The sequence below is a fragment of the Kineococcus sp. TRM81007 genome (assembly GCF_022669155.1).
Taxonomy (GTDB): domain Bacteria; phylum Actinomycetota; class Actinomycetes; order Actinomycetales; family Kineococcaceae; genus Kineococcus.
This window is the reverse complement of record NZ_JALBVB010000051.1, coordinates 42,439-59,382: the sequence shown is the minus strand read 5'-3', so window position 1 is coordinate 59,382 and position 16,944 is coordinate 42,439. Positions and strand designations below refer to the sequence as shown.

The window sequence follows — 16,944 nt, the reverse complement described above, 5'->3', positions numbered from 1 at the left end:
CACCGCCGTCAGCGTCCGCACGGCCTCGCGGGTCAGCGCGCTCACCGCAGCACCGCCTCGTGCTCGACGGCCCCGTCGCGCAGCCGCACCTCACGGTCGGCGAGCGCGGCGGCGGTGTTGTCGTGGGTGACGAGCAGGACGGCGCCACCGTCGCGGCGGGCCACGTCCAGCAGCAGGTCGAGCACCTGCCGGCCGCCGGTGGCGTCGAGGCTGGCGACGGGCTCGTCGGCGAGCAGCACGCGCGGGGAGGTCAGCAGCGCGCGGGCGACGGCGGCGCGCTGCGCCTGCCCGCCGGAGACCTCCTGCGGCACCGCTCCCGCTGCGTCGGCCAGGCCGACGCGAGCCAGGGCGTCGTGGGCGGCGGTGCGGGCGGCGGCGAGGTCGCCGCCGTCGAGCAGCAGCGGCAGGGCGACGTTGTCCCGCAGCGGCAGGTCCGGCACGAGCTGGCCGTACTGCAGCACGATGCCGACCTCCCGGCGGCGCAGCACCGCGCGCTCCGTCTCGTCGAGCCGGGCGAGGTCGCGGCCCAGGAGGGTCACGGACCCGGCCTGCGGGGTGAGCAGCCCGGCGGCGGCGTGCAGCAGGGTGGACTTGCCGCACCCGCTGGGGCCGGTGACGGCCACCACCTCACCGGGGTGCAGGGTGAGCGAGACGCCCCGCAGCGCGGGGGTGCGGGCGTAGGAGTGCGCGACGGCGCGCAGCTCCAGGGACGGGTCGGGGATCGGGGGCGCAGCGGTCACCGGGGCTCCTCGGGGGTGGGGGAGTCGAGCGCCTCGACGGCCTCGTCGAGCCAGCGCAGGTCGGCGTCCAGGTGCAGCACGGCGTACCGGTGCGCGAGGCGGGTGGCGACGTCGTCCGCGGCGGGGTCGCGGGCCTGCAGCTCGCGCATCCGGCGCAGGTGCGCGGTGCGCTGGTCGAGGGCGACGGCGCGCGCCGCCCGTCCCGGCGCGGAGGTGCGCAGCGCGACGACGGTCTTGCGCACCACGTCCTCCGTGCCGGCGACGGCCGGGGGAGCGGGTTCGGCCAGCCAGGCCCGCAACCGCTCCCTGCCCTCGTCGGTGACCGCGTAGACGGTCCGTTCCGGCCCCCCCTCGGAACGGGTCTCGACCACCTCGGCCAGCCCGTCGCGCACGAGCCGCCCCAGCGTGGCGTACACCTGCCCGAACGCCAGCGGCTTGGCGTCGGGGAACCAGCGGTCGTACGCCTGCTTCACCTCGTAGCCGTGCGCCGGCCCCCGCAGCAGGAGCGCCAGGTGCAGCTCGGTCATGGACACGGCACCTTTGTACACCCGAAGTATGTACGGAGTGAATAGCTGGGCGGCGGAGAACGCCGGCCACCCGGGCGCGACGCGCCCGGCCGCTCCCCTCCCGGGGCGCGGCCGGGCGAGGAGCTCCCGGGGCGGGGGTGTCAGCCGACCGGCACGGTGCGGTGAGCGCGGACCGCGTCCGCGTACGCCTCGGCGCTGGGCTTCGGGGTTCGTTCGAACGTCTCGCGGTCCACCGCCACCAGGCCCAGCTTGGGGCCGTAGCCGAAGATCCACTCGAAGTTGTCCAGCAGCGTCCAGTGGCAGTACCCCAGCACGGGCGTGCCGGCGGCCACCTCGTCGCCGAGGTGCTCCAGGGCGGCGGGGACGAAGGCGGCGCGCTGGGCGTCGTCGTCGGTCTGGATGCCGTGCTCGGTGACCAGGACGGGCGCACCGGAGACCTGGTGCGCGTAGCGGACGGCCCCGGCGAGCGCGGCGGGTTCGATGACGGTGCCCATGCCGTTGCGGGGACCGTCGGGCAGCACCTCGCCCTCGGGTCCGTGCAGCACGCGCTCGTAGTTCTGCACGCCGATGAAGTCGTCCTCGCGCGCTACGTGCAGCCAGTGGTCGTACACGGCGGTGCGCTTGGCGTCGCGGTGCGCCTCGCCGCCGGGCAGCGCGACCTCGTCGGCGATGGCGATGGAGATCCCGACGGGCAGGTCCGCGCGCTGCGCCTTGATCGCTGCGCGCGCGGCGCGGTGGGCGTGCGTCATCGCCTCCTGGAAGGCGTCCTGCGCGTCGGCCGGGATGACGTTGGAGGCGAAGTACCGGTCCGTACCCGCGGCGCGGGCCGCGGCGGCGAGCATGTCGCGCTTGAGCTGTTCGGCCTGCGGGGGCAGTTTCCCGCCGGCCTGCAGCAGCTGCTCCAGGTTGGGTTCGTTCAGGGTGACGCCGGCGGTGATCCGGTCGCCGAGGCGTGCGGTGACGCGTTCGCACTGCGCGGCGAACAGCTCGGCGGCGTCGTCGGCGAGCCAGGAGCCCGCTGCGGCGAACCAGTGCGGCGCGGTGAAGTGGTTGAAGGTGACCACGGGCGCCAGCCCGCGCTCGAGGCAGCCGTCGACGAGGCGTTCGTAGTGCTCCAGCGCCGAGCGGTCCACCTGCCCGCGCTGCGGTTCCACCCGCGCCCACTCGACCGAGAAGCGGTAGGCGTTCAAACCCATCCCGGCGACGATGTCGAGGTCCTGCGGCCAGCGCTGCAGGGTGCGGCAGGCCGGGCCGCTGGGTTCGGCGAACAGGGTGGGGGTGGTGTTCTCCAGGAACCACGTGTCGCTGTGGACGTTGTCCCCCTCGCCCTGGTGCCCGGCGGTGGCCACGCCCCACAGGAAGTCCTCGGGGAACGGGTGGTTCATGTCGTTGCTCTCCTTCTGGGGGTGCCGGGTCGTGCGGTGCGATGGTGCCGCACCGGTGCGAGGGGCCGGCCCAGTGGGGACCGGACCCCTCGCCGGTCGTCAGCGGGCGCCGCGGATGAACTGGATGAGCAGGCCGCCGACGATCGCGCACAGGGCGCCGGCGATGAAGAGGGCGGAGTAGTTCTGCCCGTCCCCGATCGCCAGCAGTGCCGGCGCTGCGGCAGCGACGAGCGTGACCGGCAGGTTGTCGGCCACCTTGATGAGCGCCAGGTCCTTGGCCGGGTTCTCCGGGTCGGGCAGCACCTGCGTGGCCAGAGCGAGTTCGACGGCGAAGTAGACGCCCTGGCCGAGGGCGATGACGGCGCAGCCGACGAGGTAGGCGGGGAAGCTCGTCGCCACCGAGGCCACGACGAGTCCGGCGGCCAGGACGAGCGCGGCGACCAGGATGAACGGCCGGCGCACGCCCAGTCGGTCGCTGAGCTTGCCGATCGCCGGTGCGACCAGCAGCGAGAGCCCGCAGTTCACGACCACCGTCAGCAGGATCGCCCCGCCGAGCTGCGCCGGTTCGAGGTGGAGGTGCTGCAGGAGGTAGAGCGCCTGGAAGCCGTTGAGCGCCGCGACACCGCAGAAGACGAGCAGGCGGCTGGTGAAGACGAGCGCGAAGTCGGGGAACCGCAGCGGGTTGACCCAGAAGATCCCGACGACCTCACCCAACCGCAGCGGCGTGCGCGCCTGCGTGGAGCGCTGCTCGCGCAGGACGGCGGCCAGCGCCAGCATGGCGACGACGGCCAGGGCCGTGGGGATCCCGACGATCGGGCGCAGGTCCGCCCCGAACGGCTGCGCCACCGCCATGCCCAGCAGGGCGCCCATGGCGGTGGACAGGCTGAGGAACGCGGCGGCGGGGCCTCGGCGCTCGGCCGGCAACCGGTCAGCCAGCAGCGCCGTGGTCGTCACGCCGGCGGCGATGAACCCGAGAGTGATGAGCAGGTGCGCCAGCACGAACACCGGCACGTTCGGCGCCGTGACGAGCAGCGTGCTGCCCAAGGCGAACGAGGCCGCGCCGGCGACGAGGTAGGGGCGGCGCCGGCCGAAGCGGGAGCGGGAGCGGTCGCTCAGCGCGCCCACGGTCGGCAGGGCGACGAGCGTGAAGATGCCGGCGATCCCGCTGGACAGGGAGATGATCGTCGCCGCGCCGGCGGCGTCGAGCTCGGTGGCCTTGAGCGTCAGCGTGAGCAGGGCGGCCGACATCTGGGCCGCACCCGCGCCGACCGCGGCGAGCACGAGCAGCGGGACGAAGCCGCGCGGCAGCGGGGTGGCCGGCGCCGCGTCGAGGGGCGGTGCGTCCAGCGGCCGGGAGCCGGGAGCGCGCGACGCCGAGGTGGGGTCGGAGGAGAGGGTCATCGGGCTTCCTTGCCGGGCGGGGCCGCCTCGCGGCGGCCGGTGTCGACGTTGACGCCCCGTCTCAGGGGGTGGCGAGGACGCTAGAGGCAAAACCTGAAGGGGTCAATGTTTTCGTCGTGATCCTGCTAGCTTGGCCGCATGGCAGGACCTCGCGGCGAGTACCGCAAGAGCGCCGAGCGCCGCAGCCAGATCCTCGAGGCCGCGTTCGCCGTGTTCGCACGCAGCGGCTACACCGGCAGCTCCGTCAACGAGATCGCCCGCGCGGTGGGCATGACCCAGACCGGTGTCCTGCACCACTTCTCCGGCGGCAAGATGGCCCTGCTGCAGGCGGTCCTCCAGCAGCGCGACGTGCGCGCCGAGCTGCTGCTGGCAGGCCGGCACGGCCGGGACTTCCTCGCCGGGCTCGTCGAGATCTCCCGGCTCCAGGCCGGCCAGCGCGGCGTCGTGCAGCTCTACACGCTCCTGGCGGCGGAGGCGACCGACCCCGAGCACCCCGCCCGCGCGTACTTCACCGAGCGCTTCCGGCACATCGCCGACGCCGTGACCACGGCCTTCGCCGAGGAGGCCGCGGCGGGCGGGCTGCGCGAGGGCGTCGACCCGCGCCGCGCCGCGCTGAGCACGCTGGCCACGACGGAGGGCCTGGAGCTGCTGTGGCTCGACGGGCTCGACGTCGACATGGCCGAGGACATCCGCTGCCACATCAGCGGCTTCCTCCGCACCCCTCTCGTGGTCCCCGGCCCGGCGCCGTCGCCGGCGGGACCCGCCCCGTCGACAGCAGGAGCGTCATGAGCACCACCGAGCGGGCCGTCGTCCGGCCCGTCACCGTCGAGCACCACCGCGAGCCCCTCGGGATCGGGCAGGACCGCCCGCGCCTGTCCTGGGTCGTCGACACCGACGAGGCCGGCTGGGCCCAGCGCGCCCACGAGGTCGAGGTGAGCGACCCGGACCGCCCGGGCGAGCCGCTGCGCACCGGGCGCGTCGACGGGGCCGAGCAGGTGCTCGTCGCCTGGCCCGCCGCACCGCTGGGCAGCCGCGAGCGCCGCTCGGTGCGCGTTCGCGTGTGGGGGGAGGCGGAGCAGCCCTCGGCGTGGAGCGCGCCGACCGTGCTGGAGACCGGGCTGCTGGAGGCGGGCCTGTGGAGCGCGCGGATGGTGGCTCCCGCGCTGCCTCCGGCGGGTGAGGGCGGCGAACCCGCCGCGCTGCTGCGCGGCGAGGTGCACGTGCCCGGCGGCGTGGTGCGCGCCCGCCTGCGCGCCAGCGCCCACGGCGTCATGACGCTGCACCTCAACGGCGCCCCCGTGGGCGAGGACGTGCTGCACCCGGGCTGGACGAGCTACGCCACCCGGCTGCGCTACCGCACCTGGGACGTCACCGACCTGCTCCGCGAGGGCCGCAACGCGCTGGGCGTGCACCTGGCCGACGGCTGGTGGCGCGGCTACCTCGGCTTCGCCGGTCTGCGCGACGTCTACGGCGCGACGACGGCGGCCCTGGTCCAGCTCGAGGTCGAACACGCCGACGGCACCCGCACGGTCGTCGGCACCGACGCCTCGTGGCGCTCCACGCTCGGGCCCGTCACGCGCGCGGACCTCTACGCGGGCGAGACCTTCGACGCGCGGCGGCGTCTGGAGGGCTGGGACGCCCCCGGTTTCGACGACACCGGCTGGGACGCGGTGACGGTCGAGCCCTTCGACACCTCCACGCTCGTCGCCCCCGACGGACCGCCCGTGCGGCGGCAGGGGAGCGTTCGCCCCGTGGAGATCACCACCTCGCCCTCGGGGCGCACCCTCGTCGACTTCGGCCAGAACCTCGTCGGGCGCCTGCGCCTGCACGTGCCGGCCGGCGAACCCGGACTGGTCGTGACCCTGCGCCACGCCGAGGTGCTCGAGCACGGGGAGCTCGGCGTGCGCCCGCTGCGCGCGGCGCGGGCGACCGACGAGCTCGTCCTGGACGGGCGGGCGTTCACCTGGGAACCGGAGTTCACCTTCCACGGCTTCCGCTACGCCGAGGTGGACGGCTGGCCGGGCGAGCTCACGGCGGAGCACCTCGAGGCCGTCGTCGTGCACACGGACCTGCGCCGCACCGGCGAGTTCGAGACCTCCGACCCGCTGCTGAACCGCCTGCACGAGAACGTGGTGTGGGGCATGCGCGGGAACTTCCTCGACGTGCCCACCGACTGCCCGCAGCGCGACGAGCGCCTCGGCTGGACCGGCGACCTGCAGGTCTTCGCCCCGACGGCGGCCTACCTGTACGACACCACCGGAATGCTCACCGGCTGGCTCGCGGACCTCGCCGCCGACCAGCACCCCGACGGCAACGTCCCGGTCTACGTGCCGTGGGCCGACGTCGACCCGAACCTGCCCCCGCTGGGCGCCGAGGCCGGGTGGGGCGACGCCGCCACCGTGGTGCCCTGGACGCTGTACGAACGCTCCGGCGACGCCGGTGTCCTGCGCCGTCAGTGGGTTTCCATGACCGCCTGGGTCGACGCGTTCGCCGCCCGGGCCGGGGACGCGCTGGACTTCGCCAGCGGCGGTTTCTCCTTCGGCGACTGGCTGGACGCGGCCGCCCCCGACGACCAGCCGTGGGCCGCGCGCCTGCCGTGGCAGGCCGTCGCGACGGCCTACCTGGCCCGCTCGGCCCGGATCGTGCGCGACGCCGCGGGCGTGCTGGGCGAGGACGAGGCCCGGCAGCGCTACGGCGAGCTCGCCGAGCGCGTCGCCGAGCGGTTCCGCACCGAGTACGTCACCCCCAGCGGCCGGGCCGCCTTCCCCTCCCAGACCGCGTACGCGCTCGGGCTGGCCTTCGGCCTGCTGCGGCCCGAGCAGCGCGAACGCGCCGGGGAGCTGCTCGCCGAGCAGGTGGCCACCGACGGGTACCACGTCGGCTCGGGTTTCCTCGGCACGCCCCTGGTGTGCGACGCCCTGGCCGACACCGGCCACGGCGCCACCGCGTGGCGCCTGCTGCTGCAGACGGAGTGCCCGTCGTGGCTGTACGCGGTGACGATGGGCGCCACCACGATCTGGGAGCGCTGGAACTCCATGCTCCCGGACGGCTCCATCAACCCCGGCACCATGACGTCGTTCAACCACTACGCCTTCGGCGCCGTCGCGGACTTCCTGCACCGGCGCGTCGGGGGCCTGGCGCCCGCGGCGCCGGGGTACCGGCGCCTGCGGATCGCGCCGCTGCCGCACCCGGCGCTGACCCGGGCGCGCACCGCGCACGAGACCCCCTACGGGCGGGCCGCGGTGTCGTGGACGCTCGAGGGGGAGGCGTTCGCCCTGCAGGTCGTGGTCCCGCCGTCGACGGAGGCCGACGTGCACCTGCCGGACGGCTCCGACCCGATCACCGTGGCCGCCGGCGTGCACCGCTTCACCTGCACGGTGACGCAGGGCGTCCCCGCTCAGGCGCCCGCCGCCTTCACCGGAGCCTGACGACACCGGTGCCGCGGCGCGAGCCGCGGGATGCACCGCTCACCCGCACGAGAGGGAGATCACGTGCCGAAGACGCTCACCGTCGCCCGGCGCTCACGGGTCGTCGTCGACAACGACTGGGCGGGTGACCCCGACGGTCTCGTGGCGCTGGCCCACCACCTGCTCTCACCGGGCAACGTGGTCGAGGCCGTCACGAGCTCGCTGCTGTCCCCGCTGTTCGGCCCCCCGGCCGGCGGCAGCGCGCGGGGGGCGGCCCTGGCCGCGGAACTCGTCGACGTCGTGGGTGGCCCGGCCCCCGCCGTCCACGCGGGCTCCGACGAGCCCTTCGACCCGGCCAGGCCGCCGTCGGAGGCGGCGACGGCCATCGTCCGGGCGGCCCGCCGGCAGGACCCGCTGCCGCTGGTCGTCGTCTGCGCCGGGCCGCTGACCAACGTCGCCGAGGCCCTGCACCACGACCCGCGGATCGCCGAGCGGATGACGCTGTCCTGGGTCGGCGGCTCGTCCACGGGCCGCCCGGAGTACAACCGGGACACCGACGAGGCGGCTGCCGCGCACGTCCTCGGCGTGCCCGGGTTGCGCCGCTGGCAGTTCCCGCTGGAGACCTACCGCACCTGCGCGTGGAGCGTCGCGCAGCTCGAGGACGTGCTCGACGGCTGCGGGCCGCTGGGCGCCTGGCTGTGGCGCCGGTTCGTCGAGCTGCCGCTGCCGGACGGTTTCGAGGTCGACGCCGTGTGGCCCCTCGGCGACAGCTGCCCGCTCGTCGGGACGGCGCTGTCGCCGGAGTCCAGCACGTGGCTCGACGAGCCGGACGGGACGCGGACCTGCACCCGGCTCGACGGGCAGCTGGTCTTCGGCGACATGGTGGCGCTGTTCCGCGGGCACGCTCGCCGCGCGGCCCCGGCTCGTCCGCACTGACCGCTGCGGTTCACCCGGCCGAGCGGTCGCGGTGCTCGGAGCGGGTGAGCGGCGCGGTGCCGTCGCCGGCGCGCACGCCCAGGACCCGCCCGCTGGAGGTGGCGGCACCCCGCCGGGGAGGTGGCGCCCGTCGAGGCGGGACGACCGTGCTGCCCCCACGCCGGTGGGCGGTGCCGCAGCCCCCGCCGGATACCCTGGACCCGTGACGCCGGACGCGCCCGAGACCACCCAGACCGCCCCCGCCGAGGTGGCCGCCGAGCGCGCCCACCGCCCGGTGCTGGTCGTCGACTACGGCGCCCAGTACGCCCAGCTCATCGCCCGGCGCGTGCGCGAGGCCGACGCCTACTCCGAGATCGTGCCCAGCACGACGCCGGTGGCGGAGATCCTCGCCAAGGACCCGGCCGCGGTGATCCTCTCCGGCGGCCCGTCCAGCGTGTACGCCGAGGACGCCCCGCAGGTCGACCCGGCGCTGTTCGAGGCCGGCGTGCCGGTCCTCGGCATCTGCTACGGGTTCCAGGCGATGGCCAAGGCGCTCGGCGGCGAGGTCGAGCGCACCGGCCGCCGCGAGTACGGCGGCACGGTGGCGCAGCTGACCGACCCGGCCGCCTCCACGCTGCTGCACGACCAGCCCGCCGAGCAGTCGGTGTGGATGTCCCACGGCGACAGCGTCGCCCGCGCCCCCGAGGGTTTCCGCGTCGTCGCCTCCTCCGCCGACACCCCGGTCGCGGCGTTCGAGGACGACGAGCGCCGCCTGTACGGCGTGCAGTGGCACCCGGAGGTCAAGCACTCCACCCACGGGCAGGACGTGCTGGTGAACTTCCTGCGCGAGGGCGCGCGCGTCCCGGCGGACTGGACGACCGGCAACGTCATCGACGAGCAGGTCGCCCGCATCCGCGCCCAGGTCGGCGACGGCAAGGTGATCTGCGGCCTGTCCGGCGGCGTGGACTCCGCCGTGGCGGCTGCCCTGGTGCAGCGCGCGGTGGGCGATCAGCTCACCTGCGTGTTCGTCGACCACGGCCTGCTGCGCGCCGGGGAGGCCGAGCAGGTCGAGCAGGACTTCGTCGCCGTCACCGGTGTGAAGCTGCACGTGGTGGACGCCGCGCAGCGCTTCGCCGACGCCCTCGCCGGGATCACCGACCCCGAGGCCAAGCGCAAGACCATCGGCCGCGAGTTCATCCGCGTGTTCGAGCAGGCCGCCTCCGACGTCATCGCCGCCGAGGGCGGCAGCGGCGAGGTGCGGTTCCTCGTGCAGGGCACCCTCTACCCGGACGTCGTGGAGTCCGGCGGCGGCACCGGCGCGGCCACCATCAAGAGCCACCACAACGTCGGCGGCCTGCCCGAGGACATGAAGTTCGAGCTGGTCGAGCCGCTGCGCGCCCTGTTCAAGGACGAGGTCCGCGCGGTCGGCGAGCAGCTCGGCCTGCCCGAGGCGATGGTGTGGCGCCAGCCGTTCCCCGGCCCCGGCCTGGGCATCCGCATCGTCGGCGAGGTCACCCCGCAGCGGCTGGAGACGCTGCGGGCGGCGGACGCCATCGCCCGCGAGGAGCTGACCGCCGCCGGCCTGGACCGCGAGATCTGGCAGTGCCCGGTGGTGCTGCTGGCCGACGTTCGCTCCGTGGGCGTGCAGGGCGACGGCCGCACCTACGGGCACCCCGTCGTGCTGCGGCCGGTGAGCTCCGAGGACGCCATGACGGCGGACTGGACCCGCCTGCCGTACGAGGTGCTGGCGCGCATCTCCACCCGCATCACCAACGAGGTGCCCGAGGTGAACCGCGTGGTGCTGGACGTGACGAGCAAGCCGCCGGGCACGATCGAGTGGGAGTGAGCTCTCCCTGAGCGACGGCGAGGGCCGGGCACCCNCCCTCGCCGTCTCCCGGGTCCCGTCCCCTGCCTCCCCTCCGCCGGGGGTGCCGGTGGCCGGGTGGACACCACCTTCCTAGGAGGCCTAGGATTCTTCCTAGTAGCCCTAGGGAGAGGAGGGGGCGGTGTCCCCGAGGGCCGGCATCACCGCGGCGCGGCTCGTGGAGGCCGCGGCGGACCTGGCGGACGAGGTGGGGCTGGACAAGGTCACCGTCTCCGCCCTGGCCCGCCGGTTCGGCGTCGCCGACGCGAGCCTGTACTCGCACGTGCGCAGCGCCGCCGACCTGCGCCAGCGCGTCTCGGTGCAGGCCGCGGCGGAGTTCTCCGAGGCGCTGGCCGAAGCCATCGCCGGGGTCTCCGGCGCCGAGGCGCTGACCCGGTGCGCGCTGGCGTTCCGCCGCTACGTGCTCGAGCACCCCGGCCGCTACGCCGCCACGACGGTCCGGCTGCCACCGGAGGTCGCGGCCGCGAGCGAGGGTCACCGGCGGATCGTGCAGCTCAGCTACCGCCTGCTGGAGGGGTACGCCCTGCCGCCCGATGCGCTGACCGACGCCGTCCGCTTCTCCCGCAGCGCCCTGCACGGCTTCGTCACCCTGGAGGCGGCCGGGGGCTTCGGCTCCGAGGGGGACCGGGAGGCGTCCTGGCTGGCCACGCTGCGCGGCGTGGACCGCGCCCTGGCGTCCTGGCCGCGCGAGGACGCGCCGGGCGCCTGACGCGATCGCGGCCGGTGCGACCGCTGACGACGGACGATCGAGGAGCGGGCCGCGGGCCCGCGGAGGAGGAACCGTGACCGACGAGGTGACCGGGGTGGGCGTGCGCCCGCTGGTGCTCACCGACGACGTGGTGCGCCGCGCCCTGCGCAACTGCAGCAAGGGGGAGGCGTCGCGGCTGAACGTCCCCGCCTGGGTGCGCGAGACGGACACCGCCACCGCGCCCGTGGTGGGCTGGCGCGACCCCAAGGCGCCCGAGCGGGGCTGCCTGCTCGTCCTCGCGAGAGGTGAGGCTCGCGGGCTGCTGCTGCGCGCGCCCAGCAGCGGGGGAGCGCGCGCCGCCGCGATGTGCGACCTGTGCCGCACCACGCGCTCCGCCGGGGACGTGGCGCTGTTCGCCGCCCCCCGCGCCGGGGCCGCCGGCCGCCGCGGCGACACCGTCGGCGTGTACGCCTGCGCCGACCTGGCGTGCGCGCGGTGCGTCGAGGTCGAGAAGGGCACCTCGGCGGTGCGCCCCGACCCCGGCCGCACCGTGGAGGAGCGCCGCGCCGACCTGGCGCGGCGCGCGGGCGCCTTCGTGGACTCGGTGCTCGGCGCGTGACCCCGGTGCCGCGCGGGGGCGGCCCGGCTGCACCCGGCCCCGCCGCGGTGCAGCGCCGCCCCGCCGCCCCGCGACCGCGCCGGGTCGAGCCCTTCGTCCTCGCCGTCCTCGCAGCCATAGCGGTCGCCGCCCTGCTGCCGGCCGGTGGTGCCGTCGCGACGGGCCTGTCGCGGGGCACGACGGCCGGCGTGGCCCTGTTGTTCTTCGTCTACGGCGTCCGCACCGAACCGGCCGAGGCGCTGCGCGGTCTGCGGGACTGGCGGCTGCAGGGGACCATCGCCACCGCCACCTACGTGCTCTTCCCGCTGCTGGGGCTGCTGCTGGCGCTGGCGACCGGGTGGTTCCTCGACGACGGCCTCGTCGCCGGGTTGCTGTTCCTCGCGGCTCTGCCGTCGACCGTGCAGTCGTGCGTGGTGTTCACCGCCGTGGCTGGCGGGAACGTGCCCGGCGCCGTCGTCAGCGCCACCACCTCCAACCTCGCCGGCATCGGGCTCACCCCGCTGCTGGCCGCGCTGCTGCTGGGCTCCTCCGGAGCCGGGCCGGACGCCGCCGCGCTCGGCAGGATCGTGCTGCAGCTGCTCGTGCCGTTCCTCGCGGGCCTCGCCGCCGGCAGGTTCCTCGGTGGGTGGGTCCGCCGGCACCGCCGGTCGCTGTCCCTCCTGGACCGGTGCGTGATCGTCGCCGTGGTCTACGCGGCGTTCAGCCGCGGCGTGCGGCAGGGCGTGTGGCAGCAGGTGCACCCGGCCGAGGTCGCCGTCGTGCTCGCCTGCGCGGCCGTGCTGCTCGCGGCGGTGCTCGCCGCGGCGTGGTGGGCGCCGCGGCTGTGGGGCGCCGCCCGCCCCGAGCGCGTCACGGCGATGTTCTGCGGATCGAACAAGTCGCTGGTCACCGGGCTGCCGATGGCCACCGTGCTGTTCGACCCGCACGTCGTGGGCCTCGTCGCCCTGCCGGTCATCCTCTACCACCCGCTGCAGATCACCGTGTGCTCCGCCCTCGCCGGCCGGATGGCTCCCGGGCGCCCGTGACGGGGACCCGGCGGGGGCCCGGCGCCCGAGTGGCGGCGGCCCCACCCGCCGTCCAGGGTTGTCGTGTGCAGGGACGCAAACGCGCCCGCCGGACGGGAGGGGACCGAGGTGGCCAGGGACCCGCAGGGGGGTGATGCGCGGCGCGTCGGGCGGTGGGTCCTCGACCTCGCCCTGCTCGTCGCGGTGGGCAGCGTCGTGGTGGTGCTGGTGTCCGGCAGGTGGGAGGAGGCGGTGCGCTTCGGCCTGGTGCTGGGCGCGATCGTCACGGCACGGCTGGCCGCCGTGCCGCCCACGTTCGCGGGGGCGTTCTCCGTGCTCCTGCTGCTGGCCATGTGGGCGTCCGTGCAGCACTGGTACCGCGCCATCTCCTGGTTCGACGTCGTCGTGCACTTCCTCACCCCCGGCAGCATCGCCGCCGTGGCCTACTACGTGCTCGTGCAGTGGCGCCTGCTGCCCGGGCCCCGCGAGCTGCCCACCCACCTGCGCTCGTGGGCGCCGGTGCTGTGGACGACGCTGACGGGAGTCACCATCGCCGTGGGCTGGGAGTTCTACGAGTGGACCGTGGAGCAGTTCAGCCCCCGGGGGATGCACGTCGGGTACACGGACACGGTGGTCGACCTGTTCGCCGGCACGTGCGGCTCCCTCGTGGCCGGGCTGCTGGTCCACGCGCACAGCCGCTCCCGCCGCGGGCTCGTGCTCCCCGGTGACGGCGAGCGGCGGACCTCGCCCGCCGGCCGTGCCTGAGGACACCGCCCCCACCGGCCCCGAGGCCGGTGCGTGAGCGCCGTGCGCCGGGGGAAGCCGTTCCTCCTCCTGGCCACCCGTGAGCACGACGGCGTCGCCGACGCCGAGCACGCCGCCGTGCTGCGCCACGGCGGGCTGCGCCCCGGGGAACTGGTGCGCGTCCGCCTGGAGCGCGGGCCGATGCCGGAGGTCGACCTCGACGACTTCTCCGGCGTCGTCGTCGGCGGTAGCCCGTTCTGCACCAGCGACCCCGAAGGGTCGAAGTCGGACGTGCAGCGCCGCGTCGAGCGGGAGCTGGCCACCCTCCTGGACCGGGTCGTCGCCGCGGACGCGCCGTTCCTCGGCGCCTGCTACGGCATCGGCACGCTCGGCGTGCACCGCGGCGGCGTGGTGGACCGCACGTACGGCGAGCCCATCGGCACGGCGCCCGTCACCCTCACCGCCGCGGGGCGCGCCGACCCCGTCCTCGGCGCGCTGCCGGACACGTTCGAGGCGTTCGTCGGGCACAAGGAGGCGCTGCGCGTGCCGCCGCCGCACGCGGTGGTGCTGGCCACCTCGCCCGCCTGCCCCGTGCAGGCGTTCCGCGTGGGGGAGAACCTCTACGCCACCCAGTTCCACCCCGAGCTGGACGTGGACGGGATCGTCCAGCGCGTGGGCGCCTACCGCGACTCCGGCTACTTCCCGCCGCACGAGCACGACGAGGTCGTCGCGCGCCTGCGGCGCTCGCGCGTGCAGGTCGCCTCCCGGGTCCTGCGCCGCTTCGTGGAGCGCTACCGGCGGTCCTAGAACGCCGCGGCCAGGCGGCGCACCGCCTCCCCGACGTGGGCGGTGGGCAGCCCCGCCACGCACAGGCGCAGGTGCGCGGTGTCCTGCTCGGAGACCACGTAGTGGCGACCCGGGCCCACCGCGACGCCCTCGACGAGGGCGCGTCGGGCCAGCTCCACGTCGTCGACGCCGCGCGGCAGCCGCACCCACAGGGAGAAACCACCGCGCGGTCGCGTCCAGGAGCACTCCGGCAGCTCCCGCGCCAGCGCCGAGCACGCGGCGTCCACCCGGGCCGAGAGCGCGGCGGCCAGCGCGCGCAGGTGCGCGCCCCACCCGGCACCCGTGACGAGCTCGACCGCGGTCTCCTGCAGCGGCCGGGAGACGAAGAGGTCGTCCACCACCCGCAGCGCCGAGATGCGCTGCGCCACCGGCCCCCTGGCCACCACGCACCCCACCCGCAGGCTCGGGGCGGCGGCCTTCGTCAGGGAGTTCACGGTGATGACGCGCCCGTCGGTGTCGTCGCGCAGCAGCGACGGCGGCGGCGTGGGGCCGTGACCCAGCCAACGCGCGTAGTCGTCCTCGACGACGAAGGCGCCCGCGGCGGCCGCGGCCTCCAGCACGGGGCGGCGCCGCTCGGCGGCCAGCACCGAGCCGTCCGGGTTGGCGTAGGTGGGCTGCACGTACAGCACCCGCGCCCCGGTCGTGGCGAACGCCCGCTCCAGCAGGTCCGGGCGCACGCCGTCGGCGTCGGAGGGCACCGGCACCGGCACCAGCCCCGCGCTGCGCAGCAGCGAGATGACCCCGGGGTAGCCGGGCACCGCGACGAGCACGGGGCTGCCCGCCGGCACCAGGGAGCGCAGCACCGTGGACAGCGCCCCCTGCCCGCCGGGCGTGACGAGCACGTCCTCGCGGTCGGCGCCCAGCTGCCCGGCGAACCAGGTGCGCAGCTCCGGCAGGCCCGCCGGTGGCGGCACCGACCACGCCTGCGGGCGGCGCGCGGCGCGGGCGCTGGCGGCGGCCAGCCGCGAGGTCGGCTGCAGCGCCACGTCCAGGTAGCCGCGGGCCATGTCCAGGACGTCCTCGGGCGGGGCGCTGAGGGCGGCGACGACCCCGCCGGCCTGCACGGGGGAGGCGCCGAGGGCGACCTGCTGCCAGCCGGTGTCCGCGGTGGTGGTGGCGGTGGGCCGGGCGACGAAGGTGCCCGCGCCGGGGCGGGTGACGACGGTGCCGTCGGCGACGAGCTGGTCGATGGCGCGCTGGACCGTGACGGGGCCCACGGCGAGCTCGGCGACGAGGGCCCGGCTGCTCGGCAACCGCGCCCCCGTGGGCAGGGCGCACGCCCGCTCGCGGAGCGTGGCGGTCACGCGTTCCACGCTGCTACCCGACTGCATGGTTGCGCACAATAGTGTTACCGACCGCGCGGGCCGCAGGGCGGGGCGCCGGCCCTCGTGCGCGCTACCGCCGCCCCGCCGCCGCTACCGCCCGCCGCCGCGCGCCGCCGGTCGCCGCCCGGCCCCGGCGGCCGCTGCCGGGCGGCGGGACGCCCGCCCGCGCCGCGTACCCTTCGGGGGTGGCCCACTCCCTCCGGACAGGCACCGGCGCGCGCCGCGCCGCCACCCAGGTGGTCGTGCTCACCGCCGTGGCGTGGCTGGTCGCGGCCGTCTGCGTCGTGCTGGGCCTGTGGCAGTGGAACCGGGGCAACGTGGTGATCAGCCAGGCCCCCGCGACGCTGCCCGTCGTGGACGTGGAGCAGGTCGTCTCCGCAGCCGCCGACGGCGGCTCCGCCGCGGCGGCGCTCTCCCGCGACGAGGTGGGCCGCCGCGTCGCGGTGAGCGGCACCGTCGACCCGGCGGTGGACCTGCTCGTGCCCGGCCGCGCCCTGGACGGCCGCGCCGGCTCCTGGGCGCTGAGCCTGGTCCGCCTCGGCGACGGCACCGGGGTGCCCCTGGTGCGTGGCTGGGTCCCCGAGGGCACCGCCGCCCCCGCCGCCCCCACCGGCCCCGTCGACCTCCTCGGCGTCGTGCAGCCCCCGGAGGTCTCCGACGTCGCCCCGTCCACCGCCGCGCTGCCGGAGGGGCAGACGTGGGTCGTCAGCGCCGCCGACCTCGTCAACCGCGTGGACTACCCCGTGGCCAGCGCCTACGTCACCGCCGCCGAGCCCGTCGCCGCGGCCGGTGCGGACGCCACCGCGCTGCGCGCCGTGCCGCCGGCCGACCCCGGTGAGTCGACCCGCCACCTGGACTGGCGCAACCTCGCCTACGCCGCGCAGTGGTGGGTGTTCGCCGGCTTCGCCCTCGTGCTGTGGCGCCGCGCTCTGCGCGACCTGCGCGCCGACCGGCGGGCCGCCCTCGCGGGCGACCCCGAGCGCGTCCTCGAGGGCGACCCCGCCGGTGCCGCCGGTGCCGCGCCCCGGCAGGATCGGTCCCCACAACCCGCCGACGGTCCGGGAGGACGAGACGTGAGCAGCACCCGATGAGCACCGAGCGCACCGCCCCGGCCCTGCAGGGCACCGGCCGGGTCCGCTCGGCCCTGACCCGCTACCGCGTCATGGCGTGGATCACGGGCATCGGCCTGCTCTTCGTCGTCGCCGGCATGGTGCAGGAGTACGCCCTGGACCGCGGCGACTCCATCACCCGCGTCATGGGCCCCGTGCACGGCCTGTTCTACGTGCTGCTGCTCATCACCACGTTCGACCTCGGCACCCGCGTGCGCTGGCCGTGGTCGCGGATGCTGCTCACCGCGCTCGCCGGCACCGTGCCCTTCCTGTCCTTCTACGCCGAGCGCAAGAACCACCGCGCCGTCGAGGAGCAGCTGGCGGGCCGCCCGGCGGCGAGCTGAGGAGC

General features: G+C 76.1%; 16 protein-coding genes. 11 read left to right on the top strand and 5 right to left on the bottom strand.

Annotated elements, in window-relative coordinates; translation table 11 throughout:
- Positions 1 to 41 precede the first annotated feature (41 nt).
- The 4 genes from MN205_RS09605 to MN205_RS09590 all read right to left on the bottom strand — a co-directional run bounded on the left by MN205_RS09605 (position 42) and on the right by MN205_RS09590 (position 4,053).
- Positions 42 to 740 (bottom strand): ABC transporter ATP-binding protein, encoded by a 699-nt coding sequence (locus MN205_RS09605; protein ID WP_242126660.1) that lies wholly within the window; start codon positions 738 to 740, stop codon positions 42 to 44.
- Positions 737 to 1,267, bottom strand: a complete 531-nt coding sequence (locus tag MN205_RS09600; protein WP_242126981.1) for a PadR family transcriptional regulator — start codon at positions 1,265 to 1,267, stop codon at positions 737 to 739. The genes MN205_RS09605 and MN205_RS09600 overlap by 4 nt, the downstream gene beginning before the upstream one ends.
- A gap of 140 nt (positions 1,268 to 1,407) precedes the next feature.
- Positions 1,408 to 2,652, bottom strand: coding sequence for a family 1 glycosylhydrolase (locus MN205_RS09595; protein ID WP_242126658.1), 1,245 nt, complete (start codon positions 2,650 to 2,652; stop codon positions 1,408 to 1,410).
- Positions 2,653 to 2,751: 99 nt separating this feature from the next.
- On the bottom strand, positions 2,752 to 4,053 hold the full coding sequence (locus MN205_RS09590; RefSeq protein ID WP_242126656.1) for an MFS transporter: 1,302 nt from the start codon (positions 4,051 to 4,053) through the stop codon (positions 2,752 to 2,754).
- A 138-nt stretch (positions 4,054 to 4,191) separates the two neighbouring features.
- On the opposite strand from MN205_RS09590, the gene MN205_RS09585 reads away from it, so the two are divergent.
- From MN205_RS09585 to MN205_RS09545, 9 genes are all read left to right on the top strand, one after another.
- Entirely contained in the window at positions 4,192 to 4,842 is a 651-nt protein-coding gene (locus MN205_RS09585) for a TetR/AcrR family transcriptional regulator (protein ID WP_242126654.1), read from the top strand.
- Positions 4,839 to 7,481, top strand: coding sequence for an alpha-L-rhamnosidase (locus tag MN205_RS09580; protein WP_242126653.1), 2,643 nt, complete (start codon positions 4,839 to 4,841; stop codon positions 7,479 to 7,481). The genes MN205_RS09585 and MN205_RS09580 overlap by 4 nt, the downstream gene beginning before the upstream one ends.
- A gap of 63 nt (positions 7,482 to 7,544) precedes the next feature.
- A complete protein-coding gene (locus MN205_RS09575; protein ID WP_242126650.1) occupies positions 7,545 to 8,396 on the top strand; it encodes a nucleoside hydrolase in 852 nt (283 codons plus the stop codon).
- A gap of 247 nt (positions 8,397 to 8,643) precedes the next feature.
- Complete coding sequence (gene guaA, locus MN205_RS09570; protein WP_242126978.1) at positions 8,644 to 10,221, top strand: glutamine-hydrolyzing GMP synthase; 1,578 nt, start codon at positions 8,644 to 8,646, stop codon at positions 10,219 to 10,221.
- A gap of 160 nt (positions 10,222 to 10,381) precedes the next feature.
- Positions 10,382 to 10,969, top strand: a complete 588-nt coding sequence (locus tag MN205_RS21805) for a TetR/AcrR family transcriptional regulator (RefSeq protein ID WP_242126649.1) — start codon at positions 10,382 to 10,384, stop codon at positions 10,967 to 10,969.
- 73 nt (positions 10,970 to 11,042) lie between these two features.
- Positions 11,043 to 11,567, top strand: a complete 525-nt coding sequence (locus MN205_RS09560) for an FBP domain-containing protein (RefSeq protein ID WP_242126647.1) — start codon at positions 11,043 to 11,045, stop codon at positions 11,565 to 11,567.
- The gene (locus tag MN205_RS09555) at positions 11,564 to 12,592 is read left to right on the top strand and encodes a bile acid:sodium symporter family protein (protein WP_242126646.1); all 1,029 of its coding nucleotides are present in this window, start codon (positions 11,564 to 11,566) and stop codon (positions 12,590 to 12,592) included. Before MN205_RS09560 ends, MN205_RS09555 begins: the two co-directional genes overlap by 4 nt.
- A gap of 108 nt (positions 12,593 to 12,700) precedes the next feature.
- Positions 12,701 to 13,336 (top strand): hypothetical protein, encoded by a 636-nt coding sequence (locus tag MN205_RS09550; protein WP_242126644.1) that lies wholly within the window; start codon positions 12,701 to 12,703, stop codon positions 13,334 to 13,336.
- Between the two features lie 33 nt (positions 13,337 to 13,369).
- A complete protein-coding gene (locus MN205_RS09545) occupies positions 13,370 to 14,122 on the top strand; it encodes a glutamine amidotransferase (protein WP_242126642.1) in 753 nt (250 codons plus the stop codon).
- Here the strand turns inward: MN205_RS09545 and MN205_RS09540 are convergent.
- Entirely contained in the window at positions 14,119 to 15,465 is a 1,347-nt protein-coding gene (locus MN205_RS09540) for a PLP-dependent aminotransferase family protein (protein WP_242126640.1), read from the bottom strand. The two genes, MN205_RS09545 and MN205_RS09540, sit on opposite strands and share 4 nt — an antisense overlap.
- 206 nt (positions 15,466 to 15,671) lie before the next feature.
- On the opposite strand from MN205_RS09540, the gene MN205_RS09535 reads away from it, so the two are divergent.
- Together MN205_RS09535 and MN205_RS09530 are read left to right on the top strand one after the other, a co-directional pair.
- Positions 15,672 to 16,577: an SURF1 family protein gene (locus MN205_RS09535; RefSeq protein ID WP_242126638.1), complete on the top strand. Its 906-nt coding sequence runs from the start codon at positions 15,672 to 15,674 to the stop codon at positions 16,575 to 16,577.
- Positions 16,574 to 16,939 carry a DUF3817 domain-containing protein gene (locus MN205_RS09530; RefSeq protein ID WP_242126636.1) on the top strand — a complete coding sequence of 122 codons (366 nt, stop codon included), beginning with the start codon at positions 16,574 to 16,576 and terminating at the stop codon, positions 16,937 to 16,939. The genes MN205_RS09535 and MN205_RS09530 overlap by 4 nt, the downstream gene beginning before the upstream one ends.
- The last annotated feature ends 5 nt before the right edge of the window (positions 16,940 to 16,944 follow it).

Bases quoted from the DNA above. Each gene is read 5' to 3' on its own strand.
- MN205_RS09600 (WP_242126981.1), bottom strand. From the start codon at position 1,267: ATGACCGAGCTGCACCTGGCGCTCCTGCTGCGGGGGCCGGCGCACGGC.
- MN205_RS09595 (WP_242126658.1), bottom strand. From the start codon at position 2,652: ATGAACCACCCGTTCCCCGAGGACTTCCTGTGGGGCGTGGCCACCGCC.
- MN205_RS09590 (WP_242126656.1), bottom strand. From the start codon at position 4,053: ATGACCCTCTCCTCCGACCCCACCTCGGCGTCGCGCGCTCCCGGCTCC.
- MN205_RS09585 (WP_242126654.1), top strand. From the start codon at position 4,192: ATGGCAGGACCTCGCGGCGAGTACCGCAAGAGCGCCGAGCGCCGCAGC.
- MN205_RS09580 (WP_242126653.1), top strand. From the start codon at position 4,839: ATGAGCACCACCGAGCGGGCCGTCGTCCGGCCCGTCACCGTCGAGCAC.
- MN205_RS09530 (WP_242126636.1), top strand. From the start codon at position 16,574: ATGAGCACCGAGCGCACCGCCCCGGCCCTGCAGGGCACCGGCCGGGTC.